Here is a 17,825-nt window from a genome sequence, read left to right on the forward strand (position 1 = left end):
GGCCCGGACGGCCCCCGAGGGGGACAACCGGTCACCGGGCGTCCACCAGCACGCCGGCCGGCCGGCCGGCACCGGTAGCGGACGGGTCGAAGAGCCGGTTGTCCGGCCGCGCGAGCCCGTAGTGGTCGCGCAGCGTCGTCCCGCTGTACTCGGTACGGAACAGGCCGCGCTCCTGGAGCAGCGGCACCACCCGGTCGACGAACCGCTCCAGTCCCGACGGAAGCACCGCCGGCATGATGTTGAACCCGTCCGCCGCGCCGCTCTCGTACCAGTGCTCGATGGTGTCGGCGACCTGCTCGGCCGTGCCCGCGAAGGTCCGGTGGCCACGCCCGCCACCCAGCCGTCCGATCAGTTGGCGGACCGTCAGGCGCTCGCGCCGGGCGAGGTCCACGATCAGGGTGTAGCGGCTCTTGGCCCCCTCGATCTCGTCCTCGGTCGGGATGTCCTCGGGCAGTTCCCGGTCGAGGTGCAGGTCCTCCGGGGCGATCCTGAGCTTCTGCGCGAGCTGCCGCTTGGCGTATTCGGGCGAGATGAGCCGGTCGAGCTCGGCGTCCAGCTCCCGTGCCTCGGCCTCGGTGTCGCCGATGACGGGCACGATCCCCGGGAGGATCTTGACGCCGTCGGGGTCGCGTCCGAGGGACACCGCCCGCTGCTTCACGTCCTGGTAGAAGGCGATGCCGTCCTCCAGCGTCTGCTGCGCCGTGAACACCGCCTCGGCGTACCGGGCCGCGAAGTCCTTGCCGTCCTCGCTCGAACCCGCCTGCACGAGGAGGGGGTAGCCCTGGGGCGACCGCTCCACGTTCAGCGGCCCGTCGACGCGGAAGTACGCGCCCCGGTGCTCGACGCGCCGCACCCGCTCCGCCAGGGCGTGCACGCCCCGCTCCTTGTCCGCGACGACCGCGTCGTCGGCCCAGCTGTCCCACAGCTTGGTGGCCACGTCGACGAACTCGGCCGCGCGCTCGTACCGCTCGTGGTGCAGCGGGGTGTCGTCGAGGCCGAAGTTCCGGGCGGCCTCGGCCCCGGCGGTGGTGACGATGTTCCAGCCGGCCCGCCCGCCGGAGACGTGGTCCAGCGAGGCGAACCGCCGCGCCAGGTTGTACGGCTCGTTGTAGCTGGTCGAGGCGGTGGCGATCAGGCCGATGCGGCTGGTGACCCCCGCCAGCGCCGTCAGCAGCACGGTCGGCTCCAGCTTGCTCGACGGCCGGCGGCCCGGGTCGCCGAAGAGCACGGGGCTGTCGGCGAGGAACACGGAGTCCAGTTTGCCCCGTTCCGCGATCCGGGCGAGGTTCTGGTAGTGCGCGAGGTCGGTCCCGCCCCGCGCCGGGCTCTCGGGCAGGCGCCAGGCGGCCTCGTGGTGTCCCACCGACATCAGGAACGCGTTGAGGTGCAAGTGCTTGCGGTCAGGCGTGCGAGGCATGGGACTTCTCCTTCTGGAGGTCGTACGGGGAAGCGGCCGGCGTCGTCACGCCGAGCGCGGTGAGCAGGGCGTCGCGGTACTCCTGGAACCGGGGGTCCCGACGGGTCCGGGGGTTCGGCAGGTCGACGGCGAGGTCCAGGGAGATCCGGCCGTCCTCCAGGACCAGGACCCGGTCGGCCAGCTCGACGGCCTCGTCGACATCGTGGGTGACCAGCAGCACGGCCGGCCGGTGACGTTCGTACAGCTCGCGCAGCAGACCGTGCATCTTGATCCGGGTCAGCGCGTCGAGCGCCCCGAACGGCTCGTCGGCCAGCAGGAGTTCGGGGTCGTGGACCAGAGCGCGGGCCAGTGCCGCACGCTGCTGCTCCCCTCCCGAGAGTTCGTGCGGCCAGGAACGGTCCCGCCCCGCGAGCCCGACCTCCTCCAGCGCCGTCAGCCCGCGCTCCCGCGCGCCGGGTCCGCGCAGCCCCAGCACCACGTTGTCCAGCACGCGCAGCCAGGGCAGCAGGCGCGAGTCCTGGAACGACAACGACACCCGGTCGGGTACGACGAGTTCGCCGGAGCCGTCGACGCCGTGGTCCAGACCGGCGACCGCGCGCAACAGCGTGGACTTGCCCGAACCGCTGCGCCCGAGGAGCGCGGTGAACTCGCCCGGAGCGAGGTCCAGGTCGACGTCCTCCAGAACCACCCGCTCACCGAACCGGCGGACGAGACGCCGGGTGCGGACGGCCGGTGGTGCCTCGGTCAGCCCGCCAGCGTGCGTCGCCATGACAGGGCCCTCCTCTCGATCGCACGGACGAGGGCGTCGGAGGCGAACCCGAAGACGCCGTACGCCACCAGACCCACGATGATCACGTCGGACTGGGCGTACTGCTGGGCCTGGAACATCATGTAGCCGATGCCGCTCGTCGCGTTGATCTGCTCCACGACGATCAGACCCAGCCAGGACGACGTGACGCCCAGACGCAGCCCCACGAAGAACCCCGGCAGGGAACCAGGGATCACGACCTTCCGCACGAACCGCCCACGGCTCAGCCTCAGGACCTCGGCGAGCTCCACGTGACGGCTGTCGATGCTCGTGAGCGAGGCGTAGGTGTTGATGTACATGTTCACGGCCACACCGAGCGCGATGACCGTGACCTTCATGTCCTCGCCGATGCCGAGCCAGAGGATCAGCAGCGGAAGCATGGCCAGGGACGGGATCGCCCGCTTGATCTGCAGGGGGCCGTCGACGAGGTACTCACCCGTGCGGCTGAGCCCCGCCGCCACGGCCAGGGCGACGCCGGCGACCACACCGAAGAGGAGTCCCAGGCCCGCGCGTTGCAGGGAGACCAGCACATTGCCCTGCAGGCGTCCGTCGGCGACCAGGTCGGCGGCGGTGGTGACCACGCTCGCGGGGCCGGAGAGGATGCGGGGATCGAGCACCCCGGCGGCGGAGGCGGCCCACCACGCGGCGAGGATCAGCGCCGGCCCGAGCAGCCTTCCCAGCGGCACCGGACGCCCGGGACCGAGCCGCCGCCGCCGGACGGCTCGGCGGGGCCGCGTCGTGGCGCCGTGGTCCGCCGGGGAGGTTCCGGTGCCGCGTCCGGTGGGGGCGGGCGCCTCACCGGACCCGCCGGACGCCGCCCCGGGGGCGGCGACGCCGCGCGTCCGGCCGCCGTCCACGACGGCCGTGGCGCGGTCCCCGGCGACCGCCACGCCTCGCGACGTCCCCGTGGGGGACAGCGCCTCACTCATGTCGCCTCCCGGTACCGAGCGGGAACGGCCTGGGCCGCGAGGCCCTCGAACCGGCGGTCGAAGAGCCTGGACACGTCGAAGCGGGGGACGAAGCCGCCCTCGGCCAGCAGATCGGCGGTCTCCTGCTCCCAGGCGATCGCCTCGTCCCAGCGTGCCGGGAAGTGCGGCTCGTTGAGGGAGGCGACGATCCGCTTGCCGTCCGCGCGGGAGACGCCCTGATCCTTGACGTAATAGGCGTCGATCCAGCGGTCGGAGTGCTCCCAGGCCCACACCGTGCCCCGCGCCCACAGCGGCACGAAGCTGCGGACGGCCGCGGCCTTCGCCGGGTCGTCCAGCACCTCGGCCGGGGCCCACAGGACCGTCAGCAGGTCGACGACGTCGGTCCGCACGTCGCGGGCGCCGTCCTTGCGGTACTGGTCCAGGTACTTGGTCAGCGTCGGCTCGCCGAGCGGAGCGACGTCCACCTGCTTCGACTGGAGGGCGGTGAGGAACTGGGTGCTGGGCAGGGCCACCAGCGTGACGTCCTCAAGCGGGATCCCGGCCTTCTTCAGCGCGCGCAGCACCACGACGCCCTGCGCCTGCCCCTGGGAGAACGCGATCTTCCGCCCCCTGAAGTCCTCCGTCCGCGCGATCGACGACCCGGGGGCGGTGGCGAACACGTAGGTCGGCTTCCTGCGCAGCTGTACCGCCACGATCCGGGCGCGCACCCCGATCGCGTCGGCTTGGATCGGGGGAATTCCCGCGTTGCCGGCCAGGTCGATGGAGCGCGCCCGGAATCCCTGGATGATGTCCGGTCCCGCCGACAGATTGGGCCACTCGGACACCTTGAACGGCAATTCCTTCAGAAGGCCGGCTTCGGCGAGCTGAATGCGCGACGTGCGTACGGCGACGGAAAGTGCGGTACCGGGCGGCGGGGGCGCGGTGGAAAGGGCCTTGGCCGTGGCGGCGCTGGGCGCGGCGGAAGGAGGCGGCGCGCATCCGGCGGCGGCGAGGGCCGCACCGCCCGAGAGGGCGAGAAATCCTCTGCGACCGAGGAGGGGAGGAGCGGGAACGGGTGACATGGAGGTCCTGTTCTGGGAAGAGCCGGGGGCGGGGAGGCGGAGGTGCGTCAGACGGCGAGGTAGCCGCCGTCGTGGAAGAGCAGAGGCCGGCGCCCCGGTTCCTGCCACGACTCCACGACCCGGGCGATGACGATGCGGTGGTCCCCCGCGGGGACGAGGTCCTCGAGGGCGACCAGCAGTCGCCCGGCGACGCCGGCGAGCGCGGGCTCGCCCTCCGGCAGCCGGTGCCACGCCGTCGGTGCGGCGAACCGGTCGACGCCGCTCGTCGCGAACCGCCTGGCCAGCGGCTCCTGGTCGGACCCGAGGAAGTTGACCACGGCGGTACGGGCCCGCTCGACGTGCGGCCAGGACGACGACCCGGCGGCGATGGCGAAGGAGACGAGCGGCGGTGTGAGGGAGAGGGAGGTGAGCGAGGTCGCGGTGAAACCGACGGGCCCCTGGCCGGCGTCGGCGGTGACCACGACGACGCCCGCCGGGTACGCGCGGAAGGCCTGTTTGAAGCGGTCGGGCGAGATCTCGGCCGCGGGGGGCGAGGACACGGAGACGGACACATTTCCTCCTGGTCGATGAAGGCGCGGGACGGCCGAAGGCGGCCGGAACGAAGAAGGCGGCGAGGTAGGGCGCAGCCATGACACGGACATCGGGGCACGCCGGATCGCCCGTGCGGACGGCGCGACGAAAACGACGGAGACGCGCGGCGATGCCGGCCGGCGGGAAAGTCCGGGGAATTCCGCCGGAGCCGGCGGATCAGACCTCGGTCAACGAGAGGCGCGGGATGGGATCAACAACAGCGTGCCGTCGTGGGCACGGGCCGGAAAGTCCATCGCGGGCTGCTCATGAATCCATTTTCCGATCCCCGCTCGGACCCGGTCAACAATGCAACTCCCTGAATTAAGTCGGTGCGGGTCCGCAGGGGTGGTGAACCGGCTCAGGAGACGGCGGGCAGCGCCGGCCAGGGGCCGAGCGGATCGTCGTAGAGCGCCCCCAGCGCCACGGCCGGACCGGCTGTCGCCAGGACCGACCCCGTGAACGAACTGGGGAGGACACGCCGTTCGGGGTCGTCGCACACCCACGACCGTTCGGCCACCTCGGCCCGCAGCGCCGCGAGGCACTCCGGCAGCCTGCCCGCGCCCGGCTCGACCACGACCAGCACCTCGGGGTCGAACATGTCCACGAGCACGGCGGCCGCGCGACCGACGAGCCGGGCGCGGCGCAGGAACACCTCCCGCGCCCTCGGCTCGCCCTCCAGCGCCCGCTCCAGCAGGGCGGGAAAGGACGGCGCCCGAAGACCGGCCGCCGCGGCCAGCCGCACCATCTCCGGCTCCGCCACCGCCGACTGGAGGCACCCCGGGACACCGCACACGCAGGGCGAGGCGCCGTCACCGTCGGCCGGCCCGCCGACCGGCAGGTGCGCGACGTTCCCCGCCCCGGAGCGGGGCCCCTGGTGGACAACCCCCGCCGTCACGAACGCCGCGTCCACCACGGCGCCCACGAAGAGCAGCACCGCGCTCGCCCGTGTCGCCGCCTGCCCCACGAGCTGCTCCGCGCGCGCCAACGCCCGCGCGTGGCTGTCGACATGGACCGGCAGCCCGGTCGCGTCGGCAAGGATGTCGCGCACCGCCACACCCCGCCAGCCGAGCTGGGGGTGGCGCACGACCACACCCGCCCCCGGGTCGACCCAGTGGCCGGTCGCCGCCCCCAGCGCGAGCACGGTCCTGCCCGTCCCGTGCGCCGCCACGAGCCCGGGCAGCCGCGCCGCCAGACCTTCCAGTACGGCACCGGCCTGTGTCGACACGTGAGGGCGCCGCTCCTCGGCGACGACCCGGCCGCGCAGGTCCATGAGCGACAACGTCGTGTGGGCGACGGCGACATGGGCGCCGGCCACGAGGTAGCGGTCGGCGTCGACCTCGACGGGAACGTGCGGGCGCCCGAGCCCCCGAGGGCCGGCGGTCTCCTGCCCCTCACGGATCAGCCCCCGGCTCAGCAGGACCGCGCAGTGTCCGCTCACCGCGGCGGGGGAGAGACCGGTCAGCCGGGCCACGGTGCTGCGGGCCACCGGTCCGTGGTCGAGGATGGCGCCCAGCACGGCCCCGGCTCCCGACGCCCGGCGCGTGGCAGACAGCGGCGGCGGGATGTCCGCGCGCCGCAGCGGCGCGGAACGTCGAGGGGCGGTGAGGGGTGAGGAACTCTCCACGGGGGGCCTTCCCGGTCCTGTGCGACGGCGCGGACGGTCGTCACCGGGGGGAGGGGGGAGCTCGGGGCCGGTGACGTAGGGGCGCCCCGGCACGGATCGGCCTGGGTGGAGCGCCCCTTCAGCGGTACGCGGCGGCGCTGCGCGGAAGGGGACCGGCCCCGGACCAGGATCCGGTCGGAAGGGGGAAGCCCGATCCGCTCACACGCCGCTGTTCAGGACCACTGACACGCGGCGGAGCACACACGCTTCAGGTCGACATGACCTCGAGTCGTCAGAAGCGCGGATCGGTGCATGGCGCGCAACATAACCGTGAGCACACAATCAGGTCAAACGCCTGCCCGCATCATGGACGTCGGTGTGACGGCCGCGCATCCCTCGTACCGGCGCTCTTCTCACCGCTCCTGCCGCATACGGTGTCCGTCATGCTTGCACCTGCCGAGGACGTCATCCGCAGAGCCGCCCGCCTGATCGACCAGGGCGTACGGCTGGACATGAACGAGCTGGCCGCCGAGTTCGGCGTGTCGAGGGCGACGCTCTTCCGGCGGGTGGGGAACCGCGAGGAACTGACGGGTGAAGCGCTCTGGTGGCTGGCCGAGCGGACCCTCGCGGCGGCCTCCGCCCGCTGGGAGAGGAGCGACGGGCCGGCCGTACGCAGCGCCGACGGCAAGCTGCGGACTCTGCGGATCATGGACGAGTACGCGGCGGCGATCGTGTCCCACGCCGGGTTTCAGCGCCTGCTCGACGAGGAGCCGGTCACCACCCTGCGGATCCTCACCGACCCCTTCGGCAAGGTGCAGCCGCGCATGATCACCGCGTACCTGCGGATGCTCGAACGCGACGTGGCCGACGGAGGGTTCACCCCCCTCGTGGACCTGGACACACTGTCCTACGGCGCCGTGCGCCTCGGCGAGGCGGTCATCTACGCCGACATCGTGGCGGCGCGGGAGCCGGACCTCGCGGCCGCGAGCGCGCTCGTGGACGCCTTGGTGGAGGGTGTCCTGCGTCCCAGGTCGTGACAGCCGGGCCGCGCGGGGTCGCGCGGCAGGGGATTGCGAAACAAATACGCGATGTGTTTCATTGGCTGTCGCTGAAACGATCTGCTCACGTGTTGCAGCCGCCCTCCGGTATCCCTCCACCCCGCAGGGAGCGCCCCATCCGGAAGTTCCGCTCCATCGGGCGGCCTGGTCGCGGCGGGCACCGCCGCGGAACGCCCGGGCCAGCGGCACGCGCCGGTCCCGCTGCCCGGCCGTGGCCGGCGGGCCCGCGCACGGACACCACGACAACTCCCCTGACAGGAGCGACACATGCCCCGGACCAGCGCCAACGGTATCGAGCTCGAGTACGACACCATCGGCTCGCCTCGTGACCCGGCCCTCTTGCTGGTCATGGGGCTGTACGGGCAACTCACCCACTGGGACACCGGGTTCTGCCGGATGATCGCCGACCACGGCTATCACGTCATCCGCTACGACAACCGGGACTCGGGCCTGTCCACCAGCCTGGACGACCTGGCGGCACCGGGCCCGGCCTTCTCCCGCGACGGCGCCCCCTACGTGATCTCGGACATGGCCGACGACGCGGTCGGCCTCCTGGACGCGCTGGGCATCGACCGTGCGCACGTGGTCGGTGTCTCCATGGGAGGCATGATCGCCCAGGAGCTTGCCATCGATCACGCGGACCGGTTGCTCAGCCTCTGCTCGATCATGTCGACCACCGGTGAACGCTCCGTAGGACGTCCTCGGCCGGGGATCTTCGCCCTGCTCGCCCCGACGCCCGCAGGAACCCGGGACGCGGTGATAGAGGCCGCGGTCGCGACCCGCCGTGCGATCGGCTCACCCGGCTTCCCCCTCGACGATGCCGAACTGCGCCTCAGGGCCGCCGCTTCGTACGACCGGGCCCACCGTCCCGCGGGTGGCCTCCGGCAGATCGCCGCCATCGGCGCCTCGCCTGCCCGAGCGGACCGGTTGCGCCACACGTCGGTCCCCGCTCTGGTGATCCACGGGGAGGACGACCCCCTGATCGACGTGAGCGGTGGCCGCGCGACGGCCGCCGCGATTCCCGGAGCGACGCTGCTGACGATTCCCGGCATGGGGCACGACCTGCCGTCCGCACTCTGGCCGACGATCGTCGGCGCCATCGTGGAGAACACCCGACGCGCGGTGCCGGGGGCGTGACACCGGCCTGACCTTCCGCGCGTCGGTCGCCGCCCCGTGACCCCCCCGGGCGGCCGCGATCCACCGGCCGCATGGCGCGGACGGGCCCGCCGCTTCCCCCCAGCCGGCCGGCACCGGACGCGGTGGGGCGACCCGCCCGGGCCCGCCAGGCCGAGGCGAAGGCCACGGGGTGGGACGCCGTCGGCGAACCCGGGCGGCGGCGTATCCGCTCCTGCTGGTGCCCCTCCGCACGGTCTCCCCCGCCCCGGCGCCGTCCGCCCGGCCTCCGGGCGTCGGCGCATCGGCGGTCACGCCGACCCCCACTCCGGTCGCCCCCTCCGTCACCGGTCCGGGAGCGGCACCCGAGCAGGGGCCGGCTCGGCCGTCCGGCGGAGGTCCGCAGCCGGGGGCGATGCCGGAACCGCCGCGGCCCGGCGGGGACCCGCGGCCCGCCGACAGGCCGTAAGAGGCGAGGAACGTACGGGACGTGCCCGGTGGCGGGTCCGTCGGAGAGGCGGCGCCCGCCCCCCGCACGAGGGAACGGGCGCCGCATCCCGGGTCCTACGGGTTGACGCAGGTGATCGAGCCGACCGGCAGGTTGATGCCGGTCGATGTCGCCGTGAACCCGAAGGTGACGCTGCCGTCCGGTGGGATGGTCCGGTTGTAGTCGACGTTCCCGACCGTGACCGTGCCGTCGGTCCCGGTGCTCAGCGCACCGTTCCACAGGCTGCTGATCCGGGTCCCCGCGCCGGGTGTCCACTTCACGGCCCAACCGTCACGTGCGGTGGTGCCGTGGTTCATGACTTCGACGGAGCCCTGGAAACCGCCGTTCCAGGCGTTCGTCACGCTGTAGACGGCCATGCATCCGGTGTGGGGGTCGGTGGGTGTGGGGGTCGGAGTGGGCGTGGGATCCGGCGTCGGCGTCGGCGTCGGGGTCGGGGTCGGCGTCGGTGTGCCGCCCGAGCCGCGGATGCCCGTCACCTCGCCGTTGCCGCCGTCGAAGACGACGTCGGAGCACGAGAAGAAGTTCTCCTGGCTGTCCGAGCGCACCCACTGGATGAACAGCACCGCGTCACCCGAGCGGCCCGCGGGCAGGTTCAGGTCCCAGTGGTAGTTGCCGCCGTCCGTGCCCGGCGAGCCGCTCTGCGGCGGGTCGGTGACGGTCTGGATCAGCTCCAGGTCGTTCCAGCCCAGTGCAGAGGCGGGGGAGTAGCCGGGTTTGGACAGGTACACCCGGAAGGAGCCCGGATGCGCGGCCCAGTTGCTGTGCCTGACGTGGATCGTCTTCCCGGACGTCAGGTGCGTGCGGGGCCAGTCGGTGCGGGCGGCGTTGTATCCGGTGAAGTTGTACGGCGACCGGTCACCGGCGCTGCACAGCTTTCCGTCCGGGACGTAACCGGGCCCGCGTCCGCCCGCGTTGGAGTCGAGGACGGCGAACCAGTTGTACAGCGCGGTCGCGCCGCTCTCGTCGAGCGCCGCCCTGCACGCCGGGTTGGTCGGGTCCAGGGCGCCGGTGCCGGTCTTGGCGTCCAGCCAGCAGAGGTAGGTGCGCGATCCGGGCATCATCGTGACGCCGTGGGCCTGTGCGCTGCCCTGGCCCAGCAAGGTCAAACCGATCCCGGCGAGCAGTGTCGCGAGCACCGCCGCCAGGGAGGCGAGTCGTTTCCTGTGTCCAGCCATGGTGTCTCCTGTGTGTGGGAGTGGTCGTCCGGTCGGTGTTCTCCTCTTGCGGTGACGGTCCGGTGCGGAAGGCCCGCCCCGGTCTCGCGGGGAAGTGGCGGGGCGGGCCCTGGACCAGCGGTTCGGTGGGGTCGGTTCAGGTGTGAGCGGGGTCGGTGGTGGACCGGTTCAGGTCTGAGCCGCTCCGGTCGCGGATCGGTTCAGGCGTGAGTCGTTCCGGTCGCGGAACGGCTCACGCGCAGGCGGCGCCGTTGAGGCTGAATCCGGACGGCTGGGCGAACGCGCCGCTGTAGGAGCCCTGGAACCCGAACGTCTGGCTGGCCCCGGGCGCGATCCGCGCGTTGTGCGCGAGGCCGGTCGCCGTCACGGCCCCGGAGGTCCCCGTCACGGAGGCGTTCCAGGCGTTGGTGAGGCGCTGCCCGGAGGGCAGGGTGAAGGACAGGCTCCAGGAGTCCACGGGGGTGGAACCGGTGTTGGCGATGGTGACGTCGGCGGTGAAACCACCGGTCCAGACGTGGGGCGCGTACGTCACCTTGCATGCCTTCGACGGAACGGGTTCGCCGGGGCCGGGTCCGGGCCCGGGGGTCCCGAGGTTCACGGCCGAGGAGAAGGAGTTCACGGTGAGGCCGGCGCCGTTCTGCCACGGCTCGAAGCCGGCCTGGACGCTGGTCAGGTACCAGTCGTTCCCGGCCATGCCGCGGGAGACGGTCTCCCGGACGAAGTCCATGACGTCGAAGCTCCAGCCGGGGATGGCCGAGGGAGCGACGAACGAGATGACGTCGTTGGAGCCGTTGCTGCCCGTCCACACCTGCCAGCCGCGCCCGCCCACGGTGGCGGTGCCGACCTGCGAGCCGATCGGCTGGATCGGACCCACCTTGTTGAACCAGATCATGATCTCGGTCCGGCTCACCCCGTCGGTCCTGGGCGTGGGGTCCAGCCAGATGTCGTACGAGGCGTTGTAGACGGCGTCGCCGACGTAACCGTACGAGATGCTGCTCGGGGCGTCGGCGATGCCGCTGAGCCGGGCGGGGAGGTTGGTCCCGGGCGAACAGTTGGTGTAGTGACAGCCGTTGAAGACCGAGGGGTACGACTTGGGGGCGCCGTTGGTGGGCACGCCGCCGTCGGCCTGGGTCACCCGGAAGCCGGTGTCGGTGACCGTGACGCACTGGGCCGCACTCGTGCCCCAGCGGTTGTTCTGGACCACGTAGCGGCCCTGGATCGTGGTCGAGCCGTACTGCTCGCAGATCAGGGTGTCGGCCTGGGCCGCCGGCGCGGAGGTCAGGAGAGCCACGACGGTGGCGAGGGCGAGGAGCAGCGCGCCGAGGATGCCGCGTGCGGTCGCGGGGCGTTGCGGTGACGCTCGCATGGGGGGCCTCTCTGGGGACGGGGGACGGGGGATCGACCGGGGATCGGGGTGGTCAGGCGTCCGCTGACCTTGGGAGCGCTCCCACACCCGGTTTGGGGGGCACTGTAGGAGGTCGAGGTGGCCATGACAACCCTTCCGGCTCGAGGGTTCTCGCGGCCGACGCCCCGGCGTGCCGCGGCGCCCGCGTTCCGCTCGGCCGTTCTCGCCCTCACGTCGATCCAGTCGTGTCCGGGCCGTTGACGTTCCGGTGCCTCGACCACGACGATGTTCCCCGCCCAGATATGGGAGCGCTCCCATGACGCTCTCTCATGAAACAGGTCGTCCCCCCACGAGGAGCCCAGACGTGAAAAGACGCAGAACCGCCCTGCTCTCCCTGACGGCCCTCCTGGCCACGGGCCTCACCGCGGTGCCCGCGGGCACCGCGGGGGCGGACGAGGTCGAGCAGGTCAGGAACGGCACCTTCGACACGTCGACCGACGCCTGGTGGACGAGCAACGTCACCGCCGGACTGTCCGACGGGAGGCTCTGCGCCGACGTGCCGGGCGGCACGGCGAACCGCTGGGACGCCGCCGTCGGCCAGAACGACATGACGCTCGTGAAGGGAGAGTCCTACCGGTTCAGCTTCAGCGCGACGGGCGCCCCCGAAGGCAACTCCGTCCGCGCGGTCGTCGGCCTCCAGGCGGCGCCGTACGACACGTACCACGAGGTCACCCCGCAGCTGAGCGTCTCCGGCAACACCTACACGTACACCTTCGCCTCACCCGTCGACACCGCCCAGGGCCAGGTCGCCTTCCAGCTCGGCGGCGGGGCCGACCCCTGGCGGTTCTGCCTCGACGACGTGTCCCTGCTGGGCGGGGTGCCGCCGGAGCGGTACGAACCCGACACCGGTCCTCGTGTCCGTGTCAACCAGGTCGCCTATCTGCCCCGCGGGCCGAAGAACGCCACCCTGGTCACCGACGCGACCGAGCGGCTGCCCTGGAGACTCGCGAACGCCTCCGGCGCCGTCGTCGCGCGCGGCTGGACCGTGCCGCGCGGCGTGGACCCCTCGTCGGGGCAGAACGTCCACTCGGTCGACTTCGGTGAGCACCGCGGCGCCGGGGCCGGCTTCACCCTGATCGCCGACGGCGAGACCAGCCGGCCCTTCGACATCGGCACCGCCGCCTACGAGAGACTCCGCCTGGACGCCGCGAAGTTCTACTACACCCAGCGCAGCGGTGCCGCCATCCGGGGCGACCTGCGCCCTGGCTACGCCCGCGAGGCCGGGCACGTCGACATCGCCCCGAACCAAGGGGACGGGAACGTGCCGTGCCGGCCCGGCGAGTGCGACTACGCGCTCGACGTGACCGGCGGCTGGTACGACGCCGGCGACCACGGCAAGTACGTCGTCAACGGCGGCATCTCCGTCTGGCAGCTGCTCAGCACCTACGAGCGCGCCCGGCTCGCCCGCACGGGACACGCCGAGCGACTGGGCGACGGCACGCTGAACATTCCCGAGAGCGGCAACAAGGTCCCGGACCTCCTCGACGAGGCCCGCTGGGAACTGGAGTTCCTGCTCAAGATGCAGGTGCCGGAAGGCGAGCCGCTCGCCGGCATGGTCCACCACAAGATCCACGACGAGCAGTGGACCGGACTGCCGCTGATGCCCTCCGACGACCCTCAGAAGCGTGAACTGCACCCCCCGACCACCGCGGCCACCCTCAACCTCGCGGCGACCGCCGCGCAGGCGGCCCGCCTGTACAAGCCGTACGACGCGGAGTTCGCGGCCCGAGCACTCGCGGCGGCCCGCGAGGCCTGGACCGCGGCCCTCGCCCACCCCGACGTCCTGGCCTCCGAGAGCGACGGCATCGGCGGCGGCACCTACGCCGACCGTGACGTCACCGACGAGTTCTACTGGGCGGCCGCCGAGCTGTACCTGACCACGGGCGGCAAGGAGTTTCAGGACCACATCCTGAAGTCACCGGTCCACAGCGCCGACATCTTCGGCCCGATCAGCTTCGACTGGGCGCGTACGGCCGTTCCCGCCCGGCTCGCCCTGGCCACCGTCCCCAGCCGGCTGCCCGGCCGCGACCGGGTCCGGCAGTCCGTACGCCACGGAGCCGACCGCTACCTCGCCACGCTGGAAGCCCATCCCTACGGCATGCCGTACGCCCCGGAGGGCCACCGGTACGACTGGGGCTCCACCCACCAGATCCTCAACAACGCCGTCGTCCTGGCCACCGCCTACGACATCACCGGCGGCGCGAAGTACCGCGACGGGGCCGTCCAGAGCATGGACTACGTCCTCGGCCGCAACGCCCTGAACATCTCGTACGTCACGGGCTTCGGCGAGGTCAGCGCGGAGAACCAGCACAGCCGGTGGTACGCCCGCCAGCTCGATCCGAAGCTGCCCCACCCGCCCGTCGGCTCGCTGTCCGGCGGTCCCAACTCGAGCATCCAGGACCCGCTCGCCCAGAGCAGACTGCAAGGGTGCACCGGGCAGTTCTGCTACATCGACGACATCCAGTCCTGGTCGACCAACGAGCTCACGATCAACTGGAACTCCGCCCTGACCTGGATGGCCTCCTTCGTGGCCGACCAGGGCTGACGCCTCCCGCCCCCCTCCGAGCGGATCATGCCGCTCGGACGGGGGCGGGCACCACACCGCCGGGGTGGTGACCCCGGTCCGGTGCCGGTGTTCAGCGAGGGGACGTCACCTGCCGTACCACGCGTTGCGGATCGTCAGCGACGAGGTGTTCCCCTGCTTGTCCGTGACCTTGGCGAGGAGCGAGATGCCGCTGTCCTTCGCCGGATTCCGCACGGAGACGACGCCGTCGGCGACCTTCACCACCTGCCAGGTCTTCCCGTCGTCGTAGCTCACGGACACGGCGAGCGCCCTGAGGTTGGTGCCGGCCGCCGCGCCCTGCACGGTCACCGGGACCAGGACCGACGCGCCCGCCGCGGCGCGCGAGGCCAGGTCGACGGGGGGCGCGAAGCGGACCGTGGACACCGGGAGCGCCGTGGTGGCCGTGACCTGCTTCGAACGGAAGGTGAAGTCGGCGTCGACACGGGTGGAGGCCGCGGCGACCTTCGCCGAGCGCTCCACGGATGTCGTCAGCCGGTACTCGGCGTCGGTGGCGTCGACCGTGAAGGGCTTCCCGCCGGTCAGCGGGTCGTCGTTGCCGGCGACCTTGACGCCGTCGCGGTACAGCGCCGTCGTGGCCGACGTGTGCGGCGTACTGCCCGCGTGGCCCGCGCCGTCGGCGAACAGCGGAAGGGAGCCGACGATCGTCTGCTCGCCGGTCGCCGGGTCGGGCGCGGTGCGGAAGACGCCCATGCCCTCGCCCAGAAGCGGGCCGAAGACACCCGTGTTGAACGTCTCCCGGTACGTCCGGCCGGCCACGTAGCTCTTCGGCCGGACCATCTCGTAGAAGCCCTCGAAGGCGGGGTGGCCCCAGGCGTCGGGCTCGCCGAACTGGTTGAACCTGGTCAGCCACGAGACACCGTCGGCGGTGGAGACGAGGAAGGTGCGGGTCCCCGGCGCCGCCTGGTAGGAGGAGAAGCCGTTGCCCTCCGGAGCTCCCGGCAGGCGGGGGTAGGGGGAGACGAGCGTGGTCTTCCCGGGCGCGGACGCCCCGAGCCGGACCGTGAGCGTGGCCAGCTCGTTCGCCTTCACGTGCTTGGTGTAGCCCGTCGCGACCGTGCCGGTCCTGCCGCCGAAGGCCACCGCGTACTGGGTGGTGGCGTCCTTGAGGAAATGCGCGTCCCAGGTCTGCAGGAGCGAGCCGTCGGTGACGGCCGGGCCCAGGTGGGCGGTGCGGAAGCCGGTGAAGCCCCTGAGGACCCAGCCGTTGCCGACACGGCCCGCCTCGGTCGCGACCTCGTAGTACGTGCCCGCGTAGTCCGCCGTGTCGAGACCGGGCACGGTCAGGTCCACCGGCTTGGTGAGGCGCGCGTCGGCGATGAGCGTGGTGTCCCGGGAGATCTCCAGCTTGGGCTGGGCGATCCAGTCGGTGCCCTTGGTGTAGTCCGACGGGTCCTCGTAGACGGCCGTGTTGAAGGTGTACGAGCCCTTGGGCACACGGATCGTGTGGGTGCCCGGGTCGTCGTCGACGCGGGTCTGGAACCCCTCGGCGGGGCCGCCGACCCCGGTCAGGGTGCTGGAGAAGTCCGTGGCGTCGGTGCCGTCGCGGCCGAGGGTGCGGAGCGTGACGTCGTAGGACTCCACCTCCCGCACGGCGACCGCGGCCGTGCGCACGGACTGGCCCGCGCCGCTGGCGGTGACATATCCCGAGTAGGTGCCGTCGGCGTCACCGAAGCTGGTGTGCGCGGTCAGGTCGACCTCCGTCCTGCCGCCGGCGGGCACGGTCACCCGGGTGGCGCCCAGCGTGAAGAACCCCGCCGGGGCCGGCTTGCCCGTCGGGTCCAGCGTCGCCACCGACAGGTCGAGGGTGACGTCATCGGCCCCGAGGTTGCGGTAGGCGACCTTCCTGGTGAGGGGCTGGTCGTCGGTGTGAGGCCATCGCGCCATGCCGAAGGCCAGGGACACCGGTTCGGCGATCACCGTCTGGGCCAGCGCACTGTCGACCTGGACACGGCCCGAGCCCTGCTGGAACGCGCTGTGGTTCCCGCCCCTGGTGGACGCGATCAGCGCGCCCTTGAGCTCGGCGGACTTCCACTCCGGGTGCCGCTGCTTCAGGATCGCCGCCGCGCCCGCGACGTGCGGGGTGGCCATCGAGGTGCCGTCGATCTGCAGGTAACCGGGGGCCGGGTGCGGTGTGCCCGGTTGCGTGTCGATCGCGCTGCCGGGGGCGGCGGCCGCGGTGATGGCGACGCCGGGCGCGGTCACGTCCGGCTTGACGGCGCCGTCGCCGACGCGCGGGCCGATGCTGGAGAACGCCGCCGGCTTGTCGTCCTTGTCGACCGCGCCGACGGTCAGCGCGGCGTCCGCGCTCCCCGGCGAGCCCACCGTCGCGTCGCCGTACTCGCCGTCGTTGCCCGCCGCGACGGCGAACAGGACCCCCTTCTCGGCGGTCAGCCGGTCGACCGTCGCCTCCAGCGGGTCGACGCCGGGGCTGTCGGCGCTTCCCAGGCTGAGGTTGACCACGTCCGCGCCTTCGGCGACGGCCCACTCCATGCCCGCGATGACGGCGGAGTCGTCCCCGAAGCCCTCGTCGTCGAGGACCTTCCCGCTGAGCAGCCTGGCGCCGGGCGCCACGCCCTTGTAGAGGCCGCCCGACCTCGCGCCGGTGCCGGCGGCGATCGACGCGACGTGCGTGCCGTGGCCGACGCGGTCCACGGTGTCGGGGGAGGCGGAGAAGTTCTTCTCGCCGACGACCCGGGTCCTCAAGTCGTCGTGGGACTTGTCGACACCGGTGTCGAGGACGGCGATGGTGACGCCCGCGCCGTCGTAGCCCGACTCCCACGCCTGGTCGGCGCCGATCTGCCGGGTGCTGCGGTCCAGGCTCGCCCGGCGCACGCCGTCCAGCCACACCTTGCGGATGCCGGAGGCGGTGGAGCGCGCGCCGGTCCGCGGCGGGTCGGTCAGCGCCTCCCACACCTCGGCCACGCTGTCGGGCGAGGTACGGATGGCGTCGGCGTCGAGGGCGGGGAGCGTGCGCCGCAACCGGGTGCCGCCGGCCGAACGCACCTCGGCCCGTGCCTCCCCGGCGCCCGGCTCGTACTGCACGATCAGCTTGAGCCCGTCGCGGTGGCTCCTGCGCAGGCTCGGCTCGGTGAGCTCGTCGACGTCGAAGAGCCGCTGGTCCAGCCTGCCCGCGGCGATCAGCCGCTGCGCGTCGCCGGGCACCACCAGGGTGCGGTCCTTGGTGCGCTGCACCTGTACGGGTATGCGCTCGCGGCCCTTGGCGGACTCGAAGCCCACCATCCGCCCGTTGGCGTCCACCATCAGGTGGTCGCCCGTGATGAGCGGGATCCGCTCGCCGCCCGCGGCGCGCGTGGTGTCCGGTGCGGCCGCCCCGTGCGCGGCGACCGCCGCCGTGGGGCCGGTCGTGCCTGCTGCCAGGGCCACCGATGTGGCCGCTGCGAGGGTGAAGGCGAGTGCTCTCTTCACATGTGCGCGCAAGTCTCCCCCAGGAGCTTGGGATGAGGTCGAGTGGTCGATTCCGGCCAGGGGCGCAGAGGGCGCCCGCCGCCGGTCAGCGCAGTATGCGAGGCGGGAAGGGTGTGATCAACGCCGGTACGGGAGCGGGGGGTTGAGTCGCATGCATTCAGGCCAACC

At 72.5% G+C, this 17,825-nt stretch carries 12 protein-coding genes; 3 read left to right on the plus strand and 9 right to left on the minus strand.

Translation table 11 applies throughout. The features are described 5' to 3' along the window. Positions 1 to 31: 31 nt before the first annotated feature. From AB0K65_RS16545 to AB0K65_RS16570, 6 genes are all read right to left on the minus strand, one after another. Complete coding sequence (locus AB0K65_RS16545) at positions 32 to 1,417, minus strand: LLM class flavin-dependent oxidoreductase (RefSeq protein WP_365716962.1); 1,386 nt, start codon at positions 1,415 to 1,417, stop codon at positions 32 to 34. Continuing rightward, positions 1,401 to 2,186, minus strand: coding sequence for an ABC transporter ATP-binding protein (locus tag AB0K65_RS16550; RefSeq protein WP_365716964.1), 786 nt, complete (start codon positions 2,184 to 2,186; stop codon positions 1,401 to 1,403). Before AB0K65_RS16550 ends, AB0K65_RS16545 begins: the two co-directional genes overlap by 17 nt. Continuing rightward, entirely contained in the window at positions 2,162 to 3,154 is a 993-nt protein-coding gene (locus tag AB0K65_RS16555; protein ID WP_365716966.1) for an ABC transporter permease, read from the minus strand. Before AB0K65_RS16555 ends, AB0K65_RS16550 begins: the two co-directional genes overlap by 25 nt. Then, complete coding sequence (locus AB0K65_RS16560) at positions 3,151 to 4,215, minus strand: ABC transporter substrate-binding protein (RefSeq protein ID WP_365716968.1); 1,065 nt, start codon at positions 4,213 to 4,215, stop codon at positions 3,151 to 3,153. The genes AB0K65_RS16555 and AB0K65_RS16560 overlap by 4 nt, the downstream gene beginning before the upstream one ends. Before the next feature lie 47 nt (positions 4,216 to 4,262). Next, positions 4,263 to 4,766 carry a flavin reductase family protein gene (locus AB0K65_RS16565; RefSeq protein ID WP_365716970.1) on the minus strand — a complete coding sequence of 168 codons (504 nt, stop codon included), beginning with the start codon at positions 4,764 to 4,766 and terminating at the stop codon, positions 4,263 to 4,265. 377 nt (positions 4,767 to 5,143) lie between these two features. Next, entirely contained in the window at positions 5,144 to 6,409 is a 1,266-nt protein-coding gene (locus tag AB0K65_RS16570) for an ROK family transcriptional regulator (RefSeq protein ID WP_365716972.1), read from the minus strand. A gap of 422 nt (positions 6,410 to 6,831) precedes the next feature. Between AB0K65_RS16570 and AB0K65_RS16575 the strand changes: the two genes are divergently transcribed. Together AB0K65_RS16575 and AB0K65_RS16580 are read left to right on the plus strand one after the other, a co-directional pair. Next, on the plus strand, positions 6,832 to 7,425 hold the full coding sequence (locus AB0K65_RS16575) for a QsdR family transcriptional regulator (protein WP_365716974.1): 594 nt from the start codon (positions 6,832 to 6,834) through the stop codon (positions 7,423 to 7,425). A 288-nt stretch (positions 7,426 to 7,713) separates the two neighbouring features. Then, positions 7,714 to 8,583 carry an alpha/beta hydrolase gene (locus AB0K65_RS16580; protein WP_365716976.1) on the plus strand — a complete coding sequence of 290 codons (870 nt, stop codon included), beginning with the start codon at positions 7,714 to 7,716 and terminating at the stop codon, positions 8,581 to 8,583. Between the two features lie 540 nt (positions 8,584 to 9,123). Here AB0K65_RS16580 and AB0K65_RS16585 read toward each other — a convergent pair. Together AB0K65_RS16585 and AB0K65_RS16590 are read right to left on the minus strand one after the other, a co-directional pair. Then, on the minus strand, positions 9,124 to 10,242 hold the full coding sequence (locus AB0K65_RS16585) for a lytic polysaccharide monooxygenase (protein WP_365716978.1): 1,119 nt from the start codon (positions 10,240 to 10,242) through the stop codon (positions 9,124 to 9,126). 232 nt (positions 10,243 to 10,474) lie between these two features. Then, positions 10,475 to 11,608, minus strand: a complete 1,134-nt coding sequence (locus AB0K65_RS16590) for a cellulose binding domain-containing protein (RefSeq protein ID WP_365716981.1) — start codon at positions 11,606 to 11,608, stop codon at positions 10,475 to 10,477. Positions 11,609 to 11,951: 343 nt separating this feature from the next. On the opposite strand from AB0K65_RS16590, the gene AB0K65_RS16595 reads away from it, so the two are divergent. Beyond that, the gene (locus AB0K65_RS16595) at positions 11,952 to 14,192 is read left to right on the plus strand and encodes a glycoside hydrolase family 9 protein (RefSeq protein WP_365716983.1); all 2,241 of its coding nucleotides are present in this window, start codon (positions 11,952 to 11,954) and stop codon (positions 14,190 to 14,192) included. A gap of 105 nt (positions 14,193 to 14,297) precedes the next feature. On the opposite strand, the gene AB0K65_RS16600 is transcribed toward AB0K65_RS16595, so the two are convergent. Next, entirely contained in the window at positions 14,298 to 17,669 is a 3,372-nt protein-coding gene (locus AB0K65_RS16600; RefSeq protein ID WP_365716985.1) for a S8 family serine peptidase, read from the minus strand. Positions 17,670 to 17,825 lie beyond the last annotated feature (156 nt).

It is taken from the genome of Streptomyces sp. NPDC053755 (genome assembly GCF_040677675.1).
In the GTDB taxonomy this organism is placed as follows: domain Bacteria; phylum Actinomycetota; class Actinomycetes; order Streptomycetales; family Streptomycetaceae; genus Streptomyces.